We start from the raw sequence: 23,658 nt of genomic DNA, 5'->3' as shown, positions 1-23,658 counted from the left end.
TGGGGTTTCGAACGCTCTACTGGTCTTGTTGTCCAACGAACGTCTGGTACTTCAGGTCGTCATCTTGTAACTCCTCGAGGATACGTTCGACGAGCACCGAATCGGGATCGTGAAGCCCTGAGACGCGCTCGGAGAGTTCGTCGAAGCTCTCGAATGGCTTGCGTTTGCGCTCGTCTAAGATGCCGTTGCGGAGTTTCTTCCCGATTCCCGGCAGGAGGTTCAACTGATGGAGACGGAGCGTGATCGGCTGGGCGTCGTTGTAGAAGTCAACGAAGCGCTGTTCGTTCTCTTCGACCAGATCCTGGACGACGTACTCGAGTTCGGACTGTGCACCAGAGGAGAGATCATCGTACTCGACTCGTTGGCACTTCGTGACGATTGATCGCTCGGCTGGTGGCTCGACGACGACGTCACTGCCGATTGTGAGGCGTTCGTCTTCGTCGAAGGCGACCTGATAGAGTTGGAAGTCCTCGATACCGAGTGCATACCCTGCGGGGGACTTCTCGTACTGCGGTCGTCCGTCGTCCGACAGACCATGTGCGAGGTAATCCAACACGACCGCGCGTCGAACGTCCGTCTCGTCGCTGTCGGCTTCGCTCATTGCCTACGGATACGTGTACGTCGTACTTAAAGAGTCGGCCCGGGCGCCCGATCTGCAACCGAAAGCGTATTCAGGCGTACTTCGCGACGACGTTGAGAATGTCATCGAGTTCGTCACCCGAGAGCGTGTAGCGTTGCTGGGCGTACACGGATCGGAGTTCGTCTCGATTTCGTGGCAGGAGGTTGACAATCTTGTACGCTGTCGCCTCGTCGACTTTCTCGAGGTCCTGTAGGTCCGCAACGAGTTGCTGGGCCTCCTCGGGCTCGAGGACGGTAAAGCGGTTTGCGTGTTCGATTGCTCGCGCGAGTTCGTACGGCAGCTCGCGCTCTTCGTCCAGTGCGCGTTCGGCTTCGATGTCGGCGAGTAGCTCCTTCGTTTCCGAGACGGTAAGGAACTCCTCGTCGACGATCTCTTTGAAGATCGTCATCGTGTGAGCCGTTTAGACCCGATCTTCGGCGCGGTCCTGTGCGCGCATGTGAGCGGCGGTGACGATCAGCGTCTTGTCTTTACCGCCGTCGGTGATATCGACTTTGAACGCGTCGCCTTGTTTGCCGGCGACTTCGCCGGTGAGGCCGTCGAATCGTGGGTGGAATCGACCATCGTGAACGCTTGGGTCGATCTTGAGGTGGACCTTCTCTCCTTCTTCGTACTCCTGAATCGCGCGCTGTGGTGGCGAGGAACCGCGGTCTCGAGGGGAATTTGACAGCTTTCGTCGGGTTCCTTGGCGTGGGCCATTAGAGTTCGGCATAGTCGTACGACCCTCTTACTTGGTGATCGTTATAAAACGCACGTTCCGGCTTCGTCAGCGCGGCGGTTACTCGGTCCCACCCGGACGGGGACGAACGACACCGAACCAGAACCGATAGGCGAGCGTCCCGAGCCCGTTGCCGACAGCCACGCTGTAGGTCGTCGAGCTATCGTTCGGCTGCAGTCGGTACAAGAGCGCGCTCCAGATGACAGTAGCGACACCGCGTCGAAGCCGGCTTCGACGGAGTCCACAGAAATCGACGTCCGAAGCATACCCCCAGCCACTACTCGAGAGTGCGCCAACGAGCGCCCAGCGCGGGCGAAGTGTGATCCCCTCGGGATCCGGTGAGGCCTCCTCGAGGTGACGCAGTTGCTGTGCAGCGAGCAGTGCGGTGAGTCCGACGACGACATCAAGCGCGATTCGTTTCCATGGTCGCCCCATATGGATAGTCCGTTGACAGGCAGTATGAAGGTGTGGGGGGACTCGGTGTCACCACAGAACGGCGTGAGTGCATCGAGATAGCGGGCACCAGACCAGACCAGACCAGACTATCGGTCACTCTCGCTCGCCGTCGCTCTGGGCTCGCACTCGAGCGTTGAACGCGGGACAGCCCAGCCTGCTCGAGCAGTTATTCGACTGATTTCGCCCGGTTCTGGAAGTCTCCGCCACACTCTTCGCACTCGCCAGGATTCGTCCGGGCGGTGACGATTTTGCCACATTGCATGCATTCGTAGGCGGACGAAATCTCCGAGGTGTCGCCTTCGATATCTTGATCGTGCGGCATGGCAAAACGATTCGTCCCGGAAACGTATATAACTATCATGTAGTTGTAAGTCGTGGGAGCAGTCTCGAGGGTGCGCTGCGGGACAAACGTAACGTGCAGTGGCGGCGTTGGTGTGCGTATGGACGACGAGCCTGCCAGCCCAGACGGGGACGCTCGAGGCGACGACTATCGGTTTGAAACCCGCTCGATTCACGCTGGACAGGAACCAGACCCGGATACGGGCGCGCTGATGACGCCGATTCACGCGAACTCGACGTATGAACAGGACGCGCCGGGCGAACACCGCGGCTATGAGTACTCCCGGACTGGAAACCCCACGCGGACCGACCTCGAGACCAATCTCGCCGCCCTCGAGAACGCCGACTACGGTCGCGCGTTCGCGTCGGGCATGGCCTCGATAAACACCGTGCTCAACCTGCTCGAGTCAGGCGATCACGTCGTCACCGGCAACGACGTCTACGGCGGCACCCATCGCCTGTTCACGCAGGTGTACGAGGAGTACGACCTCGAGTTTTCGTTCGTGGATATGACCGACCTCGAGGCCATCGAGTCGGCCTTCCAGGAGAATACCGAACTGCTCTGGCTCGAGACGCCGACGAATCCGCTGCTGTCGATTGTGGATATCGAGGGCGCAGCCGAGATCGCCCACGCACACGACGCGCTGTGTGCGATTGATAACACGTTCGCGACGCCATATCTTCAGCAACCGCTCGAGTTGGGCGCGGATATCGTCTCGCACTCACTGACGAAGTACCTCGGTGGCCACTCCGACGTAGTCGGTGGCGCACTGCTGACGAACGACGAGGATCTCGACGAGCAGTTTGGCTTCTACCAGAACGCCGTGGGCGCGACGCCCGGCCCCTTCGAAAGCTTTCTCGTTCTCCGCGGGACGAAGACGCTCCCTGTGCGGATGGACCGCCACTGTGAGAACGCGAACCAGATCGCAGCGTGGCTCGAGGATCATCCCCATGTCGACCGGGTGTACTATCCCGGCCTCGAGAGCCACCCCGGCCACGACATCGCCGCCAAGCAGATGCACGACTTCGGTGGCATGCTCAGTTTCGAACTTGACGCGAGTCTCGAGGAAGCAAGCGAGGTCGTCTCCGCAACTGAGGTGTTCACGCTCGCGGAGAGCCTCGGCGGCGTCGAGAGCCTAATCGAACAGCCCGCGCCGATGACCCACGCCGCGATTCCCCGCGAGGAGCGACTCGAGGCCGGCCTCTCCGATAGCCTGATCCGCGTCTCGGTGGGAATTGAGCACGTCGACGACCTGATTGAGGATTTAGCACAGGCGTTCGAGGCCGTACTCGAGTAGCCAAGAATTTCTGTCTCATGATCGAACGAGGAGTATGTCACAGCACGACGACGGACCCGGACTGCATACGCTTCCGTTCACGGTCGACCACGGCGGCCACGAACTCACGGTGACGCCGACGCTTGTCGAGAGCGAACGCGGCCTCGTCTTGATCGACGTCGGACCCGAGGGCGCGGTCGACTCCCTCCGGATGCATGTGCGAAGTCTCGGCTACGAACTCACAGACATCTGGCTCGTTGTTCTCACCCACCACGACGCCGACCACGCGGGCGGCCTTGCCGAACTGCTCGCACAGACTGACGCGGCCGTCGCGACCCATCCCGCTGAAGCGCCGTACGTTACCGGCGAGCGCGATCCGATCAAGGGCGGCGACGGAGAGCGGTATCCGCCCGTCGACGTCGATCTCGAGCTGACGGACGGGAGTCGGATTCCGACGCTCGCGGGGCCGATGGAGATTCTCGAGACGCCGGGTCACTCGCCCGGTCACGTCTCACTGTACTTCCCCGAGAGCGCTCTGCTCCTCGCTGGTGATGCACTGGTTGCAGACAGGGACGACGAGTCGCTTTCAGGTCCAAAGCCCGAGTTCACGCCCGATATGGACCGCGCACTCGAGTCCGTCGCCGAACTTGCGAATCTCGAGATCGACCACGTCGTCTGCTATCACGGCGGCTACGTCGAGTCGGGGTCTGTCCGGATCAAGGAGATTGCCGAACACTCGAGAGAGGAGTAATCGAGGGAGTTACGAGGAGGTGACCGATGGCGGCACTTCGACGGCGATGACGTCGTGGTTGGTCTCTCGATGATGGCCGTTTCCGATTGTGGCGGCTTCGTCGCGCCCGTCAGCGGACTGTTCGAACGAGCAGCCATCGCATTTCACCAGGTACTGTCGCGGCGTTGTCTGTTCGGTGGGGTCCCCATCTGTGAACATAGCTTGCTGTTCGACACCAGTTCGCTTGAGCCGTTTTCCAAAAGGATTTGGATGTCAGTAACCCACGACTGAAGTCGTGGGCTTGTCAGTGGACTCCCCTTCTGCCGTCGAATTGACGGAGGCGGTGTAATCGCCGTTCAGGTTCAGCGTCCCTGATGTTAGCGCACACTGACAGGGTGCGCCTCCACTCGAAGACTTCTGCCTCGAGTGGAGTTTCTTGAGAAGTTTGCGAGCAATGTTTTTGCTCGCATTATAATCTGCGTTCAGTTCGTACTCGCACTTCTGACACACGAACTGGTGTTTTGACTGCCGATTAGACTCGTGGGTAAACCCGCACGACGAACACCGCTGACTCGTGTACGCCGGACTCACCTGTTCGACCCCGATCCCGAACATCTCGGCTTTGTATTCGACGTAGTGGTACAAGCGCCGGAACGTCCATGCATGGAAGCGTTTTGCACTCGCCATCCGGTCACGAATCCCGGTCAGGTTCTCGAACGCAATGTGCGTACAACCGTGGTCACGGGCTTCTTCGAGAATCTGGTTCGAAGCGCGATGGAGTTCGTCTTGCATCCAGCGGTGTTCGCGGTCTTTCATCGATTGAATCGACAGGTGTGCCGACCGCGTCCCAGTCTGTTGCATTGACCCACGAGTCTTCTCGAACGCTCGGCGCCGATGATTCATCTCGTCAGCGTTTCCGATGAACACGCCTGTCGAAGTCACGGCGAGCGAACCGTCCACGTTTAGGTCAACGCCAAGGACTGTTCTGTGCTTGGTATCAGAAGAAGCCGTGGACTTCTCTCGTTCGTCACGTTCGAGTCGGCGCATCCGTGCATGGAGATAAAATGACTCTGAGGAACGGTCGTACTGCAATGTGGACATACGGAACTCGTAGTCCTCGTTCAGCAGATACTCACCAATTGGTGTTCCCTCTGGTTCGGTGGGAATCACGTAGTCGCACTCGACACGGCCATTCACTGTGGACAGAGAGACGTGATCGCGGTGGAACGTCGCGCTTCGTTTGTCGTAGACAACACTCCACGTGTCGAAGTGTGGTTGACTCGTCTTGTCGCCGTCCTTGAGGCGAGCGACACCGCTTTTTGTGGCCTCTATAGCGCGTCGAATCCCTTTCTGCACGAGATTCGCGGTCAACTCCGTCTCACTACGAAGTCTGTCGTAGAGGGCTTTCTCAGCACTCTGTTTCGAGGTTATACAGTAGTCGTGCGGGTATCTCCACGCCCAGTCTGCCGTCGTATTGGCACAGTGGAGGAACTGGTCTTTGGTCTGATGGAGGTCGTCGCACCGCTCTGTAGGGACATCGAGTTTGACTTTGACGGTGCGAATCACGTCCTCCATCCGTATTTCACATATTGAACCAATTCTTTATAAATTCTATGACCCCACGTTGGGGAGTCCGACTGCTATCGCTCGTGGATTGATTCGAACCTTGTCGGATTCCTCCCACGACTGAAGTCGTGGGCTTCCTCCTTGCATTTCTGTGAGTGATTGTGCTGGCGTTTCTATTGGTCGATTTCACGGCTCTCCAGCGGTGTCGCTGGCGTGTACTGGTGTCGGCGAAAGCGGAATTCTCATCGGCCTCGAGCGAGAATGGATGGTCAATGCGAATCGAACTCCGCGTCTGCCAGCACTGTCTCGACGGCGAGCACGGCGGCGGCCACCACAAGTCGGAGCTGTTGCAAGATATGGTCAACTGCGCCGAGCGGATCAAAGAGCACAAGGACGTTCTCGACCTCGACGCGGTCCATATTCGTCGCGTTCGTGACGACGAGCAAGGGAAACCCGAGGCGCTGCCGGTCGTTGCGGCGACGATTCAGAGCAACCAGATCGTCCTCAATGACACCCAACTCGTCGCCGAAGGACAGGACGGGAACATGCTATTGTATGCCCACCCTGACGACATCCTGACCGTTCTCGCGGGCAACGTCGACGAAATCAGCAAAGCGGTCTCTGGCGACGTGACGGTCGACCTCTCAGAACCCGGCGCACAGATCGTCTCGAACGCCGATCTCGGTGCCGATCCCGACCGCCAGCCCGATCCGTAACCGACCCGCTACTCGAGTATCCATTACCGGACGCTGTCGTTCTGTTTTGACGGATTCCGTCGCCGCCGGTCCCGAACGAGCAGCCACAGCGAGCACAGGAACGCGACAAAGAGTGTGGCCGCGAGCACGCCAAAGGCGATTCGGTAGCCAAACTGCGTGTACGCAATCGTTCCGTCGACCGTCTCCTCTGTCTGGTACGCATCGAGAGCGACGCCCATCGCCGCCGGCAACACCGTTCCGCCGACGAAGCCGAAGGTGTTGACCGTTGCCGTTGCGACGCCGCTTGCTGCAGGCGGGTAGCGCTCTTTGATGACCGACAGCGAGAGCATGATCGAACCGAGCAGGAAGCCACACGCGAAGTACGACATCGCGATGGCCCACAGCGGCGGTCGGCCGAACACAGGGACAGTGCTGAGCGCGATTGTAAACAGCGCCACGCCGGCTGACAGCGGCACTAAGCGTCGCTCGAGTCGATCCGAGAGCCACCCGATAGCTGGTGAACCGACAAGCATCCCGACAGAGCCGAGCATCGTGAAGTACGACGCGGTCGTCACGTCGAGTTCGTAGACGACGACCAGATAGGGAATCCCCCACAGGCCGATAAGGGTCAACACGGCCCCGTTCCCGGCGAAAAAGATGACGGAGAGCAGCCACTGGTCGACGTCTTTCGCGAGCGTTCGAAGATTTGCGCTCACGTCCGACAGCGAGAGCGACGGCTGTTCAGGGACGCCGTCGATTGGCTCGAGGCCGGCGTCAGCGGGTGAGTTTCGCGCCAGAACGAAGATCGCACTCGCGGCGATGACGCCGATGACGGCCAGTCCGATAACTGACGAGCGCCAGCCAACCGAGTCGACAGTGACCGCAAGCGGGGTCGTCGCGAGGATTGCCCCTAACCCGGCGACGCCGGCGGTTAACCCGGTCATCGTCGCGAACTCGTTGGGCCGGTACCAGTTCGCACAGAATCGGAGGATCGAGACGAAGATGACGCCGCTACCGAGTCCGATGAGCGCTCTCGAGAGAAATGCCGCGAAAAAACTGTTACTGACAGCAAACCCAATCGCACCGAGGCTCAACACGAGGCCGCCAGCCGAACCGACGTACCGAGGGCCGATTCGGTCGGCGAGCACGCCGGTTGGGATCTGAACGATTGCGTAGATGAGAAAGAACGAGGCGTGAAGCGTCCCGAGCTGGGCCGCCGTCGTCCCGAAGTCCGTTGTCAACCGCTCGGAGAGGACGCCCGTCGAGAGGCGGTGCAGATTGACGAGCAAGAACACCGTCGCTAACGCACCCCAGGCGAGCCAGCGACGCCTCCGTGGGTCCGATAACACACCGGGAGGTCAAGCCACCGTACGGTAAGGATTGTGATCGAACCGGCACACTGAGGCGGACTACGTGAAAGAAACGGCTACCCGCGTGGCTCTCGAGTGCGGAAAAACGGTGAAAACTGCTCGGCTGCTTAGATGCGGCCGACGTTCTCGACGCCGACGCTTTCGACGCCTTCGACGTCCGTGAAGTTCTCTTCGACGGTCTCCGTGCCGCCCGCGCCGTCAGGGACGATCACGGTCGGGTAGAGTGCGGTCAGACCAAAGGCGACTTCCTCGCGTTCGACGCCGTTGATCTTTGCACCCTCGGGGAGTGCGCTCTCGAGTCGCTCCTGGAGCGCGTCGAGGTCGATATCGGGACTGTTCGGCATGACTTTGACTTTGGCAGCTACTTTTCCCATGGGTATTATGGTCCGGTGAACCCGCAGTCGGGGCACTCGTAGAGGTTGCTCTGTTTGCGGCACTTGGCACAGCGGTAGATCTGGACTCCGCAGTCGGGACACTTGAACGCAGCGGCGTTCGTCCCAGCAATGTTAATCCCGCAGGAGACGCAGGATCGGGACTCGTGGTCGTCCGTCGTACTCATACCCGTCCTTTCCCGCCCGCCGTTTTTAACCGTTGTCTTTCTCGAGTAGGCCGTGTGACTCACTCTCGAGGAGGACGAGAGGGCGTATAAAGCGGTTGTACTACCGAATAAACGGATTGATTAAAACGCGAGAATAAGGCGCGCTCACGACGATGAGCGCGTTTTCCGACTCAGAAAACACCCTGCTGGGTCTTTTTACCCACATGGGAAACTATGGGTGCGGCCGACGGTCGGTGAACTGCCCGAACACCGGTTTGGCCGTGCCTCTGACATCGCGGCCGGATTCGTAGTCGCCGGTGTACGCCACCGCACGCTGGATCGCACATGGTGTGGTTGCGTGCGCATCCGTACACTCGGCACTACAAACATTCAAACCGGCCGCATCCCTACTTTCGGTGAATGCGCCTCGACGACTACATCGAGGACTTAGAGCCAGACGAAGAAGCCGAGCGACGGCGTCTCGCCAAAGAAAAGTCCTACGCGATTACGGACCATCTCGAGGAGTTCGAACGCCAGTTCGACGACGCGCTGAGTGGCGACACGCTCGTCGGCTCGACCTCGCCGTCGATTTTCGTCGGTCGGTCGAACTATCCCGACATTCCCGTCGGATTGCTCTCGCCGGTCGGCAACGAAGACGACGCCCAGGAGTACGTCACCGACAGCGAGTGGTACCGCGACGACTACGCGATTCCCGACGTGCTCCAGCGCCGCACTGGGCTGTTGAACTCGAACAAACGTGCGAACGTCGACTCGCCGAGTATCGCGAGCCGACTGACGCCGAACGTTCACGACTCCTGGGATGGCTTCGTCGGCGTCCAGCGCGAGGTCGCGATTTCGGGTCGGCCAGTCGATCTCGAGATCGGCCTCGACGACAAACCGGATCTCGGACTCGACGCGGGCACGGACGTGGCCACGCCCCGTGGCCCCAGAGCCACCGCTCGCAACGCCGAACTCCGGGAGAATCCATACGTGCCGAAACCGGTCAAGAAGACCTTAGAGGACGACGACTGGCAGGCTCAGGGCGCGATGACCTACCTCTATCGGCGCGGGTTCGACGTCTACGAGATCAACTCGATCCTTTCGGCGGGCGCGCTCGGCGAGGCAAAACAGCGCCGACTCGTCCCGACCCGTTGGTCGATCACGGCGGTCGACGACACCGTCGGCAAGTACCTGCGCGGGCGCATCCGCAACGAACCCAGCATTAACGAGGTGCAGGTCTGGGCCAACGAGTACATGGGCAACCGCTACTGGGTCGTCCTCGCACCGGGCAACTGGGAATTCGAACTCGTCGAGATGAAAGCCCCCGGCAGCATCTGGAACCCTGATCCGACAGGCGACACCTGGATGGCAAGCGCCTCGGAGGGCTTCGAGGGCCGCTCGAGTTACGTCGAAGAAACCGCGGGGGCGTACTACGCGGCTCGATTGGGCGCGCTGGAACACCTCGAGTCCATCGGCAGACAGGCAAAGTGTCTCGTGCTTCGCGAGGTGAGCGATGATTACTGGGCACCAGTCGGCGTCTGGCAGGTTCGCGAAAGCGTTCGCAACGCCTTCGACGGGCAGTATGGCGAGGCCGAGACGTTCCACAGCGCGCTCGCCGAACTTTCGACGCAGTTACCGATCTCACACCAGCGTCTTCGGCGAAAATCCGAACTCGCCGCGGGGTTGCAGTCGAATCTGAGTGCCTTCGGTGCTCGAGGCCCGTCTGAGTAAGGAGAACACCTTTGTTCGCGCGGCCCCGACCGGCGCACATGTTCCCGGCATCGATCCCCAGCGATCCGCTCACCCTGCTCGCTGCGCTCTTTACGCTGTTCGGACTGCCGCTGCTTATTTTCGGGTTCGTGCTCTTCTATGCGGGCTATATCCGGCACGACGCCGATCAGACACTCGCGGAACTCGAGGATGCAGACGAATCGCCCGAGACTGAACTGTCCGACCCGGCTGCTGAGGGGACCGATACGGAGACAGCGTCCTCGCCACCATCCGGCACAGATGAACCGAACGGGACGGCCGAGACGGCGACGCCGAACTCGGATCGCAAGGACGCGGCAACACTCGAGACAGATCTAGACGACCAGTAACGTCGACCGGTTCAGTCAGCACCGTCCGTCTCACCCGAGTCGAAGCGCTCGAACGCCTCCGAAGTGAGTTCGCCGGTCGTCTCGAGAATGTCGTCCCACGCGTCGTTGTCCGGGGCCGTCCCGAGCAGGCGGGCGATCTTCATGATCGAGACGTGATAGACGCGCTGGCGACCCGGTTCCTCCTCCCAGACGATCATGTTGCAGGGAAAGAGCCCGCCGATGCGCTTTGTCTCGTCTAAGGCCTGATCCGCGATTTCGGGATTGCAGGCCCCCAGTACGTAGTAGGGATCACGGTCTGCGTCGACCTTCTCGTTCAGCAGTTCTGAGGGCGAGAACTCGACGGGGATACCGAAGCCGACGGCCTCGCAGACCTCGCGGACGTGCTCGATGGCTTCCTCGTGGTCCATCTCGAGGACGGCCTGTTTCTCGCCGAAATCATCGGGATCGAGCGCCGCTGGATCGATTGGGAGACTCATACCCGATGGTTCGAGCGCCCGAGCCTTAATTCCATGTTGCTTCCCAAATAGGGTGTAAACGCGATCACATCGAACAGAAACTCGAGGAGTGATTTCGGCCGGCGCGTAGTCGTCGGCGACTATAGCGGTAGCGAGACAAGTCGGGCGATCACGAGCAACATCGCGACCGCGCCGAGGACGACGAACACCGCGTTCTCGAGGTCGGGGTCGCCAGCGACGACCGGCGTTGAACTGGGCTCTGGTGCGTGTGGGTCGTCGTCCTCGTCGGCGTCACTGGACTCGTCGTCTGCATCAGGCGAGAGATCAAGCGGGATACGGTCCTGTTCGGGTGCAGCGTCACGTTGGACAGTGGTGTCGGCAGTGCTCTGGCGCTCATCATCGGCGTGAGTGCCGAACTCCCACGCGCTCGTCTCATCCCACTGCGCGTCGTCCGAGACAGATGACTCTCGAGGTCCCGCGTTCGAATCGCCCTCATCGGGCGCATCGTCAGCCATATCGACTCGTAGTGGGTCCGGCATCAAAAAGCCGCGGTCCCAAACTGCGCTGGGCGTGATTACTCGAGATCTGCTCGAGACTCGATTGTTCGCTCACCAATGTCGCCGCCGTAGACGACTCCGCGCTCAGCGTCGATTGTCACCGTATCGTCGGCCCCGATATCATCGACATCGGCACCGCTGATCATCGGAATGTCCATCTCTCGAGCAACGAGCGCCGGATAGCCAGTCATCCCGCGCTGGGCGGAGACGATGCCGCCGATACGCGACAGGTCGCCTGAAAACTCCTCGTCGAACTCCGACGACAGCGTGATGAGTGCGCCCTCAGGGACATCCGAAAGATCCCCGTCCGTCGTCCGGACGACTGGGCCTGTTGCACGACCTTCGACGACGACGCGGCCGGTCGTGAGCGCCTCTGCAGCGACGTGGACTTTCAGCATATTCGTTGTGTTCGCTCCCTCGAGTTCGGTCATCATGCCACAGAGGACAACGACAGTGTCCCCGCTTTCGGCGATCCCGGCGTTCAGTGCTGCCTGAACAGCCTTTTCGACGACCGCGTCGGCTCCCTGATCGGAGACGCGAGCATACAGCGGCGTCACACCCCACGAGAGCGCGAGGCGGCGACGAACCTCGTGGCTCGGCGTCGAAGCGACGACAGGGACACCGGGTCGGTACTTGGCTGTCTTCAGCGCCGTATAGCCGGATTCGGTCGCGGCGACGACGGCATCCGCACCGATGTCTCGAGCCAGGAATCGCGCGGAGCGTGCGAGCGCGTCGGTTCGAGCCTCACCGGCCGAGGGGACCCGCTGCTCTAACGTTTCGGCGTACTCCTCGGAGCCTTCGACTTCGTGGATGATGCTTCCCATCGCCTCGACGACCTCGGCAGGGTGGTCGCCGATAGCAGTCTCCGCAGAGAGCATGACGGCGTCGGTGCCGTCGAGGACGGCGTTTGCCACGTCCGAGGCTTCGGCGCGGGTTGGCCGTCGCGCAGTCACCATCGAGTCGAGCATTTCGGTCGCCGTGATGACCGGCAGCCCCTCGTTGCGACACTTCCGGATGATTCGCTTCTGAATCATCGGGACGTCCTCCATCGGACACTCGACGCCCAGATCGCCGCGGGCAACCATGATGCCGTAGGAGGCGTCGATAATCTCATCTAGGTTCTCGACCGCGCCGACGCGTTCAATCTTCGAGATGAGGGGAATCTCTGCGCCCAAGTCCTCGAGAACTTCGCTGACCTCGTAGACGTCTTCGGCGTCCCGAACGAAACTCGCCGCGACGAAGTCGACCTCTTTCTCGGCCGCTAACTCGAGGTCCTTGCGGTCGCTCTCGGTGACGATATCCAGATCGAGGTCGACGCCGGGGACGTTGACGCCCTTGCGCCCACCCAGTTCGCCGCCGGTCTCGACGTGTGCGCGGACGACATCGCCGTCGCGCTCGAGGACGGTCGTCTCGATGAGGCCGTCATCAAGGAGGATGCGGTCGCCTTCGGAGACGGCGTCGACCGGCAGTGAGAGACCGACCGTTTCGGGTGTGACGTCGTCGCCTTCGACGAACTGGATTTCGGAGTCGGTCTCGAGGGAGACGGTTTCGCCCTCCGGAAGCGGTGCAGTTCGGATCTCGGGGCCTTGCATGTCGAGCATGACCGCGACTGGTTCGTCGCGTTCGCCATCGACGTCGCGGACGCGGTCGATGAGGTCCGCTCGATCCTCGCGGCTGCCGTGGCTTGCGTTCAAGCGCGCGACAGACATGCCAGCATCGGCGAGATTCCGGATAGACCGACGGTCGCTCGAGGCAGGCCCGAGCGTGCAGACGATTTTCGCGTTTCTCATGGCCGCAGTTAGCGGGGGGATGGCAAAAAAGGCACGTGCTTTACTCGCTTCCGAGTTTGATTTGTATGCCCTCCTGTGTCACGGCAACCGGTTTCTGACGAATTGTCGTGACAAAGACAACGGATGCCAACACATGTCTCGCTCATCTCGCTCGAGAATCGAGAGGGAGAACGCACCGAAACTCGTCCACGAGATTTGAGTTCGATCACTCGAGGCGCTCGGTGTCGACGACGCGAGCCGAGTCGTCGACGATCACTGCGAGTCGATCACCGTTGCACTCGACGTCGATCCGGAGTTGCGTGGGGTCTTCACCGACGACGCTCACCGCCTCGTCGGTGACGAACGGCACGTTCCAGACCTGCCGGTCGGCAAGATCGATGCTGTCTGTACCGTCGTTGCCTCCCGCGAGGGGTACTGGGGTCGGCTCTCGAGGATTCACTACGCGCTGGTGACGGCCAGTCTCGTTGGATTCTGCTGGCTGCTTTTGTCTTGGAACTTCCTGCGCGTGCCGCTGTAACTCCCAGTTACATGTTCAAACTCGGGGTTTATCCGATCACAACCACTGTACTCAATAATGGTGCCCGAACGTCCGGAACAGCAGGTACTGATAGAATACGAGATTCCCGAGGCTGAATCTGTCAGTACGGCTGCGATCAATGCTGTCAGTTCACTCAACGACTGTGAACCGTGGGAGTTGCGCCCACTGTATGCGACGATAGATCCAGAACTATTGGACGAACTGTGTGAGTCACAGCAGACTGGCACAGTCAAATTCGTCTACAGCGACTTTCACATTACTGTTGAGAATGGCGAGTACCTTCTCCTTCGACCAGCAGATTGAGAGCTTCTGTCATGCATATTGAGAGCCGCTGGAAACGATAGATGTGTCGCGTGTCGGGTTCATTGACTGGGTGCTATCGAACGGATGATTGTGATGTATCCGTCGGGGTCAGTCGGTTTTTCCGTCACCAGATCGGCTTTCGCCGAGGGCACATGGTCGGCCTCTAGCTTCGCTTTCGAGCCAGTGAGTATCACGAGCGGGATATGAGCGAACTCAGCCTCGAGAGCCATCACTACGTCTTCCCCAGTGGTTTGCCGGAGATTCCAGTCGAGAAACACGAGGTCCGGCTCAGGTACATCTCGGAACTCTCCTCGCTGGTGAACGAAATCCACACCTGCAGCACTTGTCGAGACACTATGGACTGTTACCTCGAGTGAGGAATTGCTGATCGTCTCTTCGACGAAGCGAATGTCTGCCGGGTTATCCTCCACTAGTAGGAGGTCGTTCACTTCGCTCGGATAGTCAGTATACTTTGATGTTTTCACGGTTTGCTTTCAGAGAACACGTCTGAATGTAGCAGTTCTTGGACGGCTATGACCGTCAGCGCTACGTTTGGGTATACAATACCATTTAAGTGTACTACTGATTCGAATCCTCCGTGGCAGGGAGAGTACTGCCGAGAATGTGTTTCGTCCCACGACGGAGGCGAGAGCCAACGGCTTGTTGAGAGATGCCGAGTTCGTCGCCGAGTTCTTCCATCGTCACCTCACGCGGGGATTCGAAGTACCCACGCTCGTAGGCGAGTACCAGTGCGTTTTGTTGTGTCTCAGTGAGTGCCGCCTCGGTTTCGGTTTCAACCGGCGTCAGTGCGTGCAGTTCTGTCAGCGTGACCGGAATCCCCACTTCTCGACAGCGAGAGTGAAAGGTTGCAAGATCGCTTCGGGAGTCCCCACGGATGTCGAACGTCCACTGCTGGTTCGTACCGGTCGCCTTGATGAGCGGGATGTCTGTCTCGATCAGCACGCTCAACACGTCGTCGTATTCGAGCGACCACTCGACGCGCAGGAGATACTCGTCATCGACGGAATCGACGAGTTGGATCTGCCTCACGCCCGGATGGGCAGAAAACGCGCTTTCAATATCGTCAACAGCTGTTCCTCGAACCCAGAAGTACGGAATCACCACGTCACGCGACGGAATCAGTCGCTCGAGTTCGACCGTTACGTCCGGGAGTTGTGTGAAGATCGTGCCGAGAGGGAACTGATCGGAGGGAACGGTGAAGGTTGCCTCAGTAGCCATTACTCGAACGGTGTCGCACTGACTGTAAAAACCTCCTCCAGAGCACGCTGGTGAGTTCTCCTCATCGGTATCGAATCATCGACTCGGGTTCAGGACTCTCCTGAAAAAGCAGACAGCGAGTCGATCCGCTCTTACCGAATCTTCTCGCCGATCTCGGCGTCGCCATGAGTCGTCAGCAGATCCGCCTCCTCGCCCGCCGCGAGGATCATCCCGTTGGACTCGACGCCGAACAGCTCCGCTTTCTCCATGTTCGCGAGCATGACGCACTTCTCGCCGGGCAGCTCCTCGAGGTCGTGGAGTTGCTTGATGCCGGCGACGATCTGGCGGGTCTCGAAGCCGATATCGACCTCGAGTTTCGCGAGGTCGTCCGCGCCGTCGATTCCCTCGGCGGACTCGATGCGGCCGACGCGGATATCGAGTTCCTGGAAGTCGTCGAAACTGATGCGGTCGTCTGCGAGCGGCTCGAGGCCGTCAATATCGCTCATATTGTCGGCTTCGGCTGCGTCGGTGTCGTCGCTTTCGGTTTCCGTCGATTCTTCGGACTCGTCATCGTCCGTCGCCGCCGCAGCGATGCGGTCGGCGAGTTTGACGTTGAGTTCCTCAACGCGGTCGTCCTCGATTTTCTCGAAGAGTTCACCGGGTTCGTCGAAGGTCCGTGGCGGGGCCTCGAGTGCGTTCTCGAGGTGCGTCTCAGATACGTCGCCCTCCTCGCCGAGTTGCTCCCAGAGGGCCTGGGACTTGTCGGGCGTGATCGGCTCGAGCAGGACGCCGACGGCCTTGGCGATCTGGACGCAGTCGCGGATGACCTGTGCGGCTTCGTCGGGGCTCTCGTCGGTGAGCTTCCAGGGTTCGTGGCGCTGGATGTACTCGTTGCCGAACTGAGCGAGTTCCGTTGCCGCTCGGCCGACACCGCGCAGGTCGTAGTCGTTGACGCTCGAGCGAGTCGCCGCGATGGCGTCCTGAATGCGCTCGTGGACCTCGGTCGAGACCTCGGCGTCGGGCGTGCCCTCGTAGTTGCGGTAGGCAAACAGCAGCGAGCGGTACCAGAAGTTGCCGACCGTGCCCACGAGTTCGCCGTTGACTTTCTCCTGGAAGGCGTCCCACGAGAAGTCGACGTCCTGCTGGAGGCCGCCAGTCGTCGTCAGGTAGTATCGCAGCAGGTCGGGGTGGAACCCTTCCTCGAGGTACTCTTTCGCCCAGATCGCACGATTCCGACTCGTCGAGAGGCCCTTGCCGTTGATCGTGATGAAGCCGGTCGCGGCGATCCCGCGGGGCTTGTTGTAGCCGGCACCCTCGAGCATGGCCGGCCAGAAGATCGCGTGGTGCTGGATGATGTCCCGACCGATAACGTGCATGATCTCGCCGTCGCCCTTCCAGACCTGCTCCCAGTCGAATGTGTCGGTGCCGACGCGCTCGGAGTACTGCTTCGAACTCGCGATGTACTCGATTGGGGCGTCGACCCAGACGTAGAGGACGAGGTCGTCGCCCTCGGCGTCGTCTCTGTTGGGATAGTCAATTCCCCAGTCCATATCTCGCGTGATACACCAGTCCTGCAGGCCGTCTTCGATCCATTGGCGCGGCTGGTTGCGCGCGTTCGAGGTGCCCTCTAACTCGTCGAGGAACTCCGTCAGGAACTCCGAAAACTCGGAGACTTCAAAGAACTTGTGCGGGCGCTCGCGGTACTCCGCGGGGTTGCCGGTAATCGTGCTCGTCGGATCTTCGACCTCGCCGGGCTCTAAGTGGCGCTGACAGCCCTCGTCGCACTCGTCGCCGCGGGCTTTCTCGCCGCAGTAGGGACAGGTGCCCTCGACGTACCGGTCGGGCAGGTACTGGTCCGCGTCGGGGTCGTAGGCCACCTGAATCTCCTTCTCGTAGATGTAGCCTTCCTCGTCCAGCGTGCGGACGATCTCCTGCGTGAGTTCGGTGTTCGTCTCGTCGTGGGTGTGTCCGTAGTTGTCGAACTCGACGTTGAACTTGGGGAACGTCTCCTCGTACTGCTCGTGCCACTCGAGGGCAAAGTCCTCGGGGTCGACACCCTCTTGCTCGGCGTTGACGGCAACTGGGGTGCCGTGCATGTCCGAGCCACAGACGTAGGCCGTCTGCTGGCCGAGCGTCTGCAGTGCGCGATTGAAGGCGTCTGCGCCGATGTACCCGCGTAAGTGACCGATGTGGAGATCCCCGTTTGCGTAGGGGAGCCCACAGGTCACGACGGCGGGGCTATCCGTCGGGAAGTCGTCGTTGCGTGTGCTCATATTCGTTCTCTGTCGGTGGCGGGCGTAAAACCCGCCGGTTTTCGGTCGTGCTCTCAGTGCAGTTCGCGTCGTCTCGAGAGAGTCGAAACGACGACTCGAGCGCACGGGTTTCGACGCCGCGATTGGGGCCGTATGACCGGCCTCGCGGCGCGTTCCCCGCGGTGGCGCTGTGGTTACGAACGCATACGCATGCGCGTCGGCATGCAAGTGCAAGAACAGGCAACAGTGATGACAGCGCCAGTTCGCATACCACCAGCTACCCGCTCGCGCGTGATAACTGTTGGTGAGTTCGCGAGTATCCGCTGGCTACGCGTCGCTCGAGTCGACGCTCCAGACGTCTCGCAGGTAGCCGAATCGGCCGCCGATCAGGAGGAAGACGCCGACGAGGCCGAAGCCGAGAAACAGCGTGAGAAACGCGCCGCCGCCGATATCGAGGACGAGCGTGCCGGCCGCGCCGACCCAGGCGAGCCAGCCAAGTGCCTCCCAGGGGCGGCCGCCGTACAGCCGCCAGACCGCAAGCGAGAGCGCAAAGCCGCCGAAGGCAGCCGCGACGACGATTCCCTCGAGCGTGAACGCCGCGGCTGCGAGGGCGAGCGCGCCGACGACGGCCATGCCATCGATCCAGTCGAAGGCCATGCTACGTGTGAGTCGTCACGCACGGGTAAAACGCGTATCGATCCTCGAGCCGGCGCCGATCAGTCGTCGCTGACGACCGGCACGCTTGCACGCACCTCGAGTTGGTCCAGATCGCCGATGAAGGAAGCGAGCATCTCGCGGGTGACGTGGGGCATACAGACGATGCGGAGTTCGCCGGTCGCGGTGCGAGAGATTCGCCAGCCCTTCGCCCGGAGCGCGTCGAACGTCGACCGTGGGAGAGTGGCCGCAACCAGCGGGAGCGTGGGATCGACGACGCTGTAGCCGCGTTTCTCTAAGGCGTCGGCGAGCCACTCGGCGTTGTTCTGCGAGCGAGCATACTGACTGCGATAGCCACCCGGCCACAACTCCTCCATCGCGGCGACAGCGCTTGCGACGCCCGCACCCGAGCGGGTGCCGGTGAGCGTCGCCTGTGAGGTCGACTCGAGGTAGGGCGTGTCGACGGCGAGTTCATCGAGTAAGGACTCATCGCGCACGAGCAAGCCGCCTGCAGGGACCGCCGCCTGCCCCATCTTGTGCGGGTCGATTGCCATCGAATCGATATCGGCGTGGCCGAAGTGCCAGTCGTAGTCGGTAAATGGCAAGACGAATCCGCCCCAAGCGGCGTCAACGTGACACATTGCGTCCGCTGAGTGGGCGATTTCAGCGAGCGCAGGGATGGGGTCGACACGGCCGTACTCGGTCGTCCCGGCAACGCCGACCACGAGTGCGGTGTCCGAATCGACCGACGCGCGGACGGCCTCGAGATCGGCGCGATACTGCTCGTCGACGGGAACGATTCGAAGGTCGACGCCGAGAACGTCCGCGGCTTTCTGGAAACTGAAGTGCGCCGATTCGGGCATGACGACGTTCGGCCGTTTCGCCTCGGCGCGCTCGCGGGCGATGCGGACCGCCTGGATGTTCGCTTCCGTCCCGCCGCTGGCGACGTAGCCGGCCGGGTCCTCGAGGCCGGCAATCTCGCCGAGTATCGCGATTGCATCGTCCTCTAAGGCGGCGACGGTCGGGTAGGTGCCGGGGTCGCCGGGATTCGTCGCGAGAAACCGTTCGGCCGCCTCGCGCGCTACCGGGTGAGGCTCGGTGCACATCGAGGAAAGCACCCGGTCGAACGCCTGCGGCTCGCGCTGCATATCACGTATGTAGACGGTTTTGGGTTTATGCATTGCGTTTGGTTGCCATTGCGGCAATGACAACAGCAGCGACAATCGAAGCGAAGTTGAGCCCGCTCAGATGGACTGTCTCCGCTCAATCTCGAGACACCTGTTCGGTGGCCACGTAGACAGTCCACTCACTCTGCGCCGAGTGCCGCCCGTAGCGACGGAATATTGATTGCTTCCATCTGTTCGACCCACCCCCACTCCTGTTCGGTCCACTCCGCGGTCGTCCCCTCTGCAGGGGTGAGCGGCTCGTAGTTTTCCGCGCCGGTGTTTTCGAGGAGCACCTCGACCATCTGCGGGACGTCCTCGTCGGGGTTTGGCGTCTCGAACGGATCGTAGAGGACCGTCTCGATGTCGTGTTCCTCGACGATGTCGATGGCCTCAGCGATGTCTGACTGAGATTCGGCCGCGTCGGGCGAGATACCGACCGGTGTGTGGATTTCGAAGTCATACCGGTGCTCGAGATACTGGAACGCGTCGTGGCCGGCAAGGACGGCAACGTCGCGCTCGGCCTCGGCCGCGAGTTCCTCGAACTGCCGGTCGACGTCCTCGAGGCGCTCGATGTAGGCGGCAGCGTTGTCCGCGTAGGCGTCGGCGTTGTCCGGATCGATCTCAGCGAGGCCGTCCGCAATCGTCTCGACAACGTCCTGTGCGAGGACGGGATCGATCCAGACGTGTGGGTCGTAGAACTCTGGGACGTCGCTTTCATCGAGTTCGTCGACGACGTCTGCCGTCATGCTATCCTCGCTCGTGTCCCAGATCACCTCGCCGTCGGCGACGAGTTCGAAGGCGATTCGAGTCCGGCCAGCCTCGAGGCCGTGGAACTCGATGTGGTCACCCTGCGATTCGATTTCCAGGACATCGTCGTCCGCTCCCTCGAGAACGCGTGCATCGAACTCGAACGGAGAGTCATCACCGAGTGGGAGGACGCGTCCTTCGTCGTCTTCGAAGACGCCTTCGACGGCCGCGTAGCCCTCGACCGGAACTTCGGGCAGACCGCCGTGCCAGTGATCAGTATGCCAGTAGGCGATTTCCTCGCCCGACTGGCGGTTGTACACTTCGAATCCGCCGACAGTCATCGAGTCGGGGTCGTACTCGTGGTCTGTCTCGGGAGTGCGGTCGGTCGCTGCGTCTCGATCAATTGGTAACAGCGACGACTCGAGGCCATCCATCACGTCAATTACGGAAATATCGTCGTAGTCTGCCTCAAGACCGGCGGCAATGTCTTGGGCCCACGCAAACTCGGCGGTGTCCAGATAGATGAACGCGTCCGTGTCGGCAATGTCGCGCTGGATGTCCACTGGGGGCTCCCAGCCGTGGCCCATCTCGCCAGTGGCGACGGGGTTCGTGAACGTCATGTGGTCGCCGGCGACGTGTTCGGCCCAATCCCAGAGCGTAAAGAAGGCCGCGTAGCCGCTGTGTTCGGCCTCGGTTTCTGTGCCGTCGCTGTCGGTGCCGTTTCCGCTCGGTTCGTTCATGCAACCGGCGAGCGCGCCGAGTGCGAGTGCTCCACCGCCTGTCAGCGTTGCACGTCGTGAGAGGTCCATACATCCTCATGTGGAGTTCCAAACAAGTACTTTGTTATCTTGGTGGATGGAGTTATTAACAAATCCTATTCTATGTGGAGTAGTTACTAACTTCGTCTGGCCAGTCTCACTGGGAGACCACTGCTTGCGTGTTGATAGCAGAAAGAGACAGGCTGGCCACACGGACTCCCCCGCTCGAGTCGCCAGACGAGCGACTCAGGGAGTGTCGAAACGGACCTGCAAAAACCGGCCCGGCGACTCGAGAGGTCTAGCGAACCGACTCGAGCAACAACTTCTGTTCGACGCGCTTGACTTCGTGTTGGACGTCGCGGACGGCGTCGATGTTTGCCGAGATGGAGCTAATACCTTCGTTGACGAGATACTGGACCATCTCCGGCTTGGAACCGGCTTGCCCGCAGATGCTCGTATCGACATCGTGTTCGCGGCAGGTGGCGATCACGTCCCCGATCAGGCGAAGGACAGCAGGGTGCAGTTCGTCGAAGCGGTCTGCGACGTGCTCGTTGTTTCGGTCGACAGCAAGCGTGTACTGCGTGAGATCGTTCGTGCCGAAGGAGGCGAAGTCGATGCCGGCCTCGGCTAACTCCTCGACGGCGAGGGCGGATGCTGGCGTCTCGATCATCACGCCCCACTTGCGCTTGTCCGGGTCGATGCCGGCCTCGCGCATGCATTTCGTTGCCTGGTAGACGTCTTCGGCGTCGTTGACCAGTGGCAACATGATCTCGACGTTGTCGTAGCCCATCTCGTACAGGCGGCGAAACGCCTCGAGTTCGTGCGCGAAGACGTCGGTGCGATCAAGCGAGCGTCGAATGCCCCGATAGCCAAGCATCGGATTGTGCTCGACCGGTTCGTCCTCGCCGCCCTCGAGTTGGCGGAACTCGTCGGTCGGGGCGTCGAGCGTGCGCACGCGGACGGGCCGCGGGTAGAACTCATCTGCGACGCTACGAATGCCCTGGACGAGTTGCTTCGTGTACTCGTCGGTGCCGTTTTCCTCGATGAACTTCTCGGGCGTCTGGTTCAGCGAGAGGATCATGTGCTCGGTCCGTAGGAGACCAACGCCGTCAGCACCCGTTGCAGCCGCGCGTTCGGCGGCTTCGGGAATCGAGACGTTGACCTTGACCTCCGTCGCGGTCATCGGCTTGACCGGCGACTTTGGACGGACCTCCTCGACTGGTTCGGCTTCCTCGTCGGGTTCGACTGTCTCGCCCTCGAGGACGGTGCCCTTGTCGCCATCTATGGTGACGACCTGCCCATCCTGCAGGACAGTCGTCGCGTTGGTCGTGCCCACGACGGCGGGGACGCCGAGTTCCCGAGAGACGATGGCGGCGTGGCTGGTCATGCCGCCCTCGTCAGTGATGATCCCCGAGGCGCGTTTCATCGCTGGCACCATATCAGGCATGGTCATCTCGGTGACGATGATATCGCCCTCCGCGACTTTCGCCAGATCGTCGAGTTTGGTGACGATTTTCGCGGGGCCGCTGACGGTGCCCGGACTCGAGCCAAGGCCGTCGATAATGACCTCGCCAGTGTCGTCACTGGGTGTGCCTGCTGCATCACTCCCGGCGCCAGCGGTCTGCGTGCCGCTGCCGTCGGTGACGCCTTCAGTGGTCGCAACGGCGTCCTCGACTGGCGTTGCCGCCTCGCTGCGTGCGCCGTCATCGATTGTCGTAATCGGGCGCGACTGGAGCATGTAGATGTCGCCGTCGACGATTGCCCATTCGACGTCCTGTGGGGTGTCGTAATGGTCTTCGACGCGTTCGCCGAGGTCGACCAGCGCCTCGATTTCGCCGTCGCTGACGACGCGTTCGGTCTGGCGCTCGTCCGACACCGGCCGTTCGACGGTCTCTCCCGTCTCCTCGTCTTTGATGTGCATCACCTTCTTTTCGGCGACGGTGACATCGATTGAACGGTCACTACGCGAGACGACGTAGTTGTCCGGCGACACTGCCCCGGAGACGACCGCTTCGCCAAGCCCCCAGGCGGCCTCGATAATCATCGTCGGATCACCCGTCGAGGGGTGACTGGTGAACATAACGCCGGATTTCTCGGCATCGACCATCTGCTGGACGACGACCGCGATGTTCACACTCGAGTGGTCAAAGCCCTGTTCCTGGCGGTAGTAGATCGCTCGCTGGGTAAACAGGGACGCCCAGCACTCGCGGACGCGGTCGAGCAGGGCGTCTTCGGTGATGTTTAAGAACGTCTCTTGCTGGCCGGCAAAGGAGGCATCGGGCAGGTCCTCTGCAGTTGCCGACGAGCGGACGGCGACGAACGCCTCCTCATCGCCGCCGATTTCGCGATAGGAGGCGACGATCTCCTCGCGCAGGTCGTCGGGAAACGGCGTCTCGATGATGAGTTCCTGTGCGCGGTCGGCCGCGTTCGCGAGCGCGCTCGAGTCGTCGGCGTCAACGTCGACGGCCTCGAAGAGTTCCTCGTCGATTTCCGCCTCCTCGATGAATGAGCGGTAGGTCCCGGCAGTGACAACGAAGCCGGGTGGGACGGGCAATCCCGCACCCGTCAGTTCCCCCAGAGAGGCACCTTTGCCGCCGACCCGCTCGATGTCGCCGGCACTGATCTCGTCCAGCCAGAGTACAGCCATCTGTATCTGGGTGGTCACTGGAGCGAATAAAGAATGTTGCGAACGTTTGTGCCTGACTACAACTCGAAATCGGATTAGTTCCTGAAAGAGAATAGTGAGTTAGCGAGGCGAAATCGGGGTCTGGTGCCAGATTTCGCCGCTTGTGGCC

General features: G+C 61.1%; 27 protein-coding genes. 6 read left to right on the top strand and 21 right to left on the bottom strand.

What is annotated here, in order from left to right; genetic code table 11:
• Positions 1-16 precede the first annotated feature (16 nt).
• From B2G88_RS09010 to B2G88_RS19075, 5 genes are all read right to left on the bottom strand, one after another.
• Complete coding sequence (locus tag B2G88_RS09010) at positions 17-601, bottom strand: DUF655 domain-containing protein (RefSeq protein ID WP_054863509.1); 585 nt, start codon at positions 599-601, stop codon at positions 17-19.
• A gap of 70 nt (positions 602-671) precedes the next feature.
• Positions 672-1,028, bottom strand: a complete 357-nt coding sequence (locus tag B2G88_RS09005) for an RNA polymerase Rpb4 family protein (RefSeq protein ID WP_054863510.1) — start codon at positions 1,026-1,028, stop codon at positions 672-674.
• A 12-nt stretch (positions 1,029-1,040) separates the two neighbouring features.
• Positions 1,041-1,349: a 50S ribosomal protein L21e gene (locus tag B2G88_RS09000; RefSeq protein ID WP_054863511.1), complete on the bottom strand. Its 309-nt coding sequence runs from the start codon at positions 1,347-1,349 to the stop codon at positions 1,041-1,043.
• A 66-nt stretch (positions 1,350-1,415) separates the two neighbouring features.
• Positions 1,416-1,790, bottom strand: a complete 375-nt coding sequence (locus tag B2G88_RS08995; protein WP_054863512.1) for a hypothetical protein — start codon at positions 1,788-1,790, stop codon at positions 1,416-1,418.
• A 187-nt stretch (positions 1,791-1,977) separates the two neighbouring features.
• Positions 1,978-2,133 carry a rubrerythrin-like domain-containing protein gene (locus B2G88_RS19075; protein ID WP_140408832.1) on the bottom strand — a complete coding sequence of 52 codons (156 nt, stop codon included), beginning with the start codon at positions 2,131-2,133 and terminating at the stop codon, positions 1,978-1,980.
• A 118-nt stretch (positions 2,134-2,251) separates the two neighbouring features.
• On the opposite strand from B2G88_RS19075, the gene B2G88_RS08990 reads away from it, so the two are divergent.
• Positions 2,252-3,448, top strand: coding sequence for a cystathionine gamma-synthase (locus tag B2G88_RS08990; protein ID WP_087714580.1), 1,197 nt, complete (start codon positions 2,252-2,254; stop codon positions 3,446-3,448).
• A gap of 34 nt (positions 3,449-3,482) precedes the next feature.
• Positions 3,483-4,178 carry an MBL fold metallo-hydrolase gene (locus B2G88_RS08985; protein WP_087714579.1) on the top strand — a complete coding sequence of 232 codons (696 nt, stop codon included), beginning with the start codon at positions 3,483-3,485 and terminating at the stop codon, positions 4,176-4,178.
• A gap of 9 nt (positions 4,179-4,187) precedes the next feature.
• On the opposite strand, the gene B2G88_RS08980 is transcribed toward B2G88_RS08985, so the two are convergent.
• Together B2G88_RS08980 and B2G88_RS08975 are read right to left on the bottom strand one after the other, a co-directional pair.
• Entirely contained in the window at positions 4,188-4,376 is a 189-nt protein-coding gene (locus B2G88_RS08980; RefSeq protein WP_054863513.1) for a hypothetical protein, read from the bottom strand.
• A 54-nt stretch (positions 4,377-4,430) separates the two neighbouring features.
• Positions 4,431-5,732 (bottom strand): RNA-guided endonuclease InsQ/TnpB family protein, encoded by a 1,302-nt coding sequence (locus B2G88_RS08975; protein WP_087714578.1) that lies wholly within the window; start codon positions 5,730-5,732, stop codon positions 4,431-4,433.
• A 263-nt stretch (positions 5,733-5,995) separates the two neighbouring features.
• On the opposite strand from B2G88_RS08975, the gene B2G88_RS08970 reads away from it, so the two are divergent.
• Complete coding sequence (locus tag B2G88_RS08970) at positions 5,996-6,439, top strand: hypothetical protein (RefSeq protein WP_054863514.1); 444 nt, start codon at positions 5,996-5,998, stop codon at positions 6,437-6,439.
• Between the two features lie 23 nt (positions 6,440-6,462).
• On the opposite strand, the gene B2G88_RS08965 is transcribed toward B2G88_RS08970, so the two are convergent.
• The 3 genes from B2G88_RS08965 to B2G88_RS08955 all read right to left on the bottom strand — a co-directional run bounded on the left by B2G88_RS08965 (position 6,463) and on the right by B2G88_RS08955 (position 8,347).
• Positions 6,463-7,767, bottom strand: coding sequence for an MFS transporter (locus tag B2G88_RS08965; protein WP_087714577.1), 1,305 nt, complete (start codon positions 7,765-7,767; stop codon positions 6,463-6,465).
• A 128-nt stretch (positions 7,768-7,895) separates the two neighbouring features.
• On the bottom strand, positions 7,896-8,162 hold the full coding sequence (locus tag B2G88_RS08960) for an elongation factor 1-beta (protein WP_087714576.1): 267 nt from the start codon (positions 8,160-8,162) through the stop codon (positions 7,896-7,898).
• Between the two features lie 5 nt (positions 8,163-8,167).
• Entirely contained in the window at positions 8,168-8,347 is a 180-nt protein-coding gene (locus B2G88_RS08955) for an HVO_2753 family zinc finger protein (protein WP_054863515.1), read from the bottom strand.
• 399 nt (positions 8,348-8,746) lie between these two features.
• On the opposite strand from B2G88_RS08955, the gene nreA reads away from it, so the two are divergent.
• Complete coding sequence (nreA, locus tag B2G88_RS08950; RefSeq protein ID WP_087714575.1) at positions 8,747-10,057, top strand: DNA repair protein NreA; 1,311 nt, start codon at positions 8,747-8,749, stop codon at positions 10,055-10,057.
• 38 nt (positions 10,058-10,095) lie between these two features.
• A complete protein-coding gene (locus tag B2G88_RS08945; protein ID WP_054863516.1) occupies positions 10,096-10,425 on the top strand; it encodes a hypothetical protein in 330 nt (109 codons plus the stop codon).
• Between the two features lie 11 nt (positions 10,426-10,436).
• On the opposite strand, the gene B2G88_RS08940 is transcribed toward B2G88_RS08945, so the two are convergent.
• The 4 genes from B2G88_RS08940 to B2G88_RS08925 form a co-directional block, all read right to left on the bottom strand.
• Positions 10,437-10,901 (bottom strand): DUF302 domain-containing protein, encoded by a 465-nt coding sequence (locus tag B2G88_RS08940; RefSeq protein ID WP_054863517.1) that lies wholly within the window; start codon positions 10,899-10,901, stop codon positions 10,437-10,439.
• A 119-nt stretch (positions 10,902-11,020) separates the two neighbouring features.
• Positions 11,021-11,395: a DUF7312 domain-containing protein gene (locus B2G88_RS08935; RefSeq protein ID WP_087714574.1), complete on the bottom strand. Its 375-nt coding sequence runs from the start codon at positions 11,393-11,395 to the stop codon at positions 11,021-11,023.
• A gap of 59 nt (positions 11,396-11,454) precedes the next feature.
• Positions 11,455-13,227 (bottom strand): pyruvate kinase, encoded by a 1,773-nt coding sequence (gene pyk, locus B2G88_RS08930; RefSeq protein ID WP_087714573.1) that lies wholly within the window; start codon positions 13,225-13,227, stop codon positions 11,455-11,457.
• 205 nt (positions 13,228-13,432) lie between these two features.
• Complete coding sequence (locus B2G88_RS08925) at positions 13,433-13,666, bottom strand: DUF7351 domain-containing protein (RefSeq protein ID WP_054863519.1); 234 nt, start codon at positions 13,664-13,666, stop codon at positions 13,433-13,435.
• Between the two features lie 135 nt (positions 13,667-13,801).
• Here B2G88_RS08925 and B2G88_RS08920 point away from each other — a divergent pair, with 135 nt between their 5' ends.
• On the top strand, positions 13,802-14,068 hold the full coding sequence (locus B2G88_RS08920) for a HalOD1 output domain-containing protein (RefSeq protein ID WP_054863520.1): 267 nt from the start codon (positions 13,802-13,804) through the stop codon (positions 14,066-14,068).
• 59 nt (positions 14,069-14,127) lie between these two features.
• Here the strand turns inward: B2G88_RS08920 and B2G88_RS08915 are convergent, their stop codons facing one another.
• From B2G88_RS08915 to ppsA, 7 genes are all read right to left on the bottom strand, one after another.
• On the bottom strand, positions 14,128-14,499 hold the full coding sequence (locus B2G88_RS08915; RefSeq protein WP_054863521.1) for a response regulator: 372 nt from the start codon (positions 14,497-14,499) through the stop codon (positions 14,128-14,130).
• 148 nt (positions 14,500-14,647) lie between these two features.
• Positions 14,648-15,307 (bottom strand): helix-turn-helix domain-containing protein, encoded by a 660-nt coding sequence (locus tag B2G88_RS08910; protein ID WP_054863522.1) that lies wholly within the window; start codon positions 15,305-15,307, stop codon positions 14,648-14,650.
• A gap of 131 nt (positions 15,308-15,438) precedes the next feature.
• Positions 15,439-17,559, bottom strand: coding sequence for a methionine--tRNA ligase (gene metG, locus B2G88_RS08905; RefSeq protein WP_087714939.1), 2,121 nt, complete (start codon positions 17,557-17,559; stop codon positions 15,439-15,441).
• 306 nt (positions 17,560-17,865) lie between these two features.
• Complete coding sequence (locus tag B2G88_RS08900; protein WP_087714571.1) at positions 17,866-18,195, bottom strand: hypothetical protein; 330 nt, start codon at positions 18,193-18,195, stop codon at positions 17,866-17,868.
• 59 nt (positions 18,196-18,254) lie between these two features.
• Positions 18,255-19,340: a tyrosine decarboxylase MfnA gene (mfnA, locus tag B2G88_RS08895; protein ID WP_087714570.1), complete on the bottom strand. Its 1,086-nt coding sequence runs from the start codon at positions 19,338-19,340 to the stop codon at positions 18,255-18,257.
• Positions 19,341-19,498: 158 nt separating this feature from the next.
• Positions 19,499-20,914, bottom strand: coding sequence for a metal ABC transporter substrate-binding protein (locus B2G88_RS08890; RefSeq protein ID WP_087714569.1), 1,416 nt, complete (start codon positions 20,912-20,914; stop codon positions 19,499-19,501).
• A gap of 247 nt (positions 20,915-21,161) precedes the next feature.
• Positions 21,162-23,510 carry a phosphoenolpyruvate synthase gene (gene ppsA / locus B2G88_RS08885; protein WP_054863524.1) on the bottom strand — a complete coding sequence of 783 codons (2,349 nt, stop codon included), beginning with the start codon at positions 23,508-23,510 and terminating at the stop codon, positions 21,162-21,164.
• Between the last annotated feature and the right edge of the window lie 148 nt (positions 23,511-23,658).

It is taken from the genome of Natronolimnobius baerhuensis, assembly GCF_002177135.1.
Classification (GTDB): domain Archaea; phylum Halobacteriota; class Halobacteria; order Halobacteriales; family Natrialbaceae; genus Natronolimnobius; species Natronolimnobius baerhuensis.
This window is presented reverse-complemented; position numbering and strand designations above follow the sequence as displayed.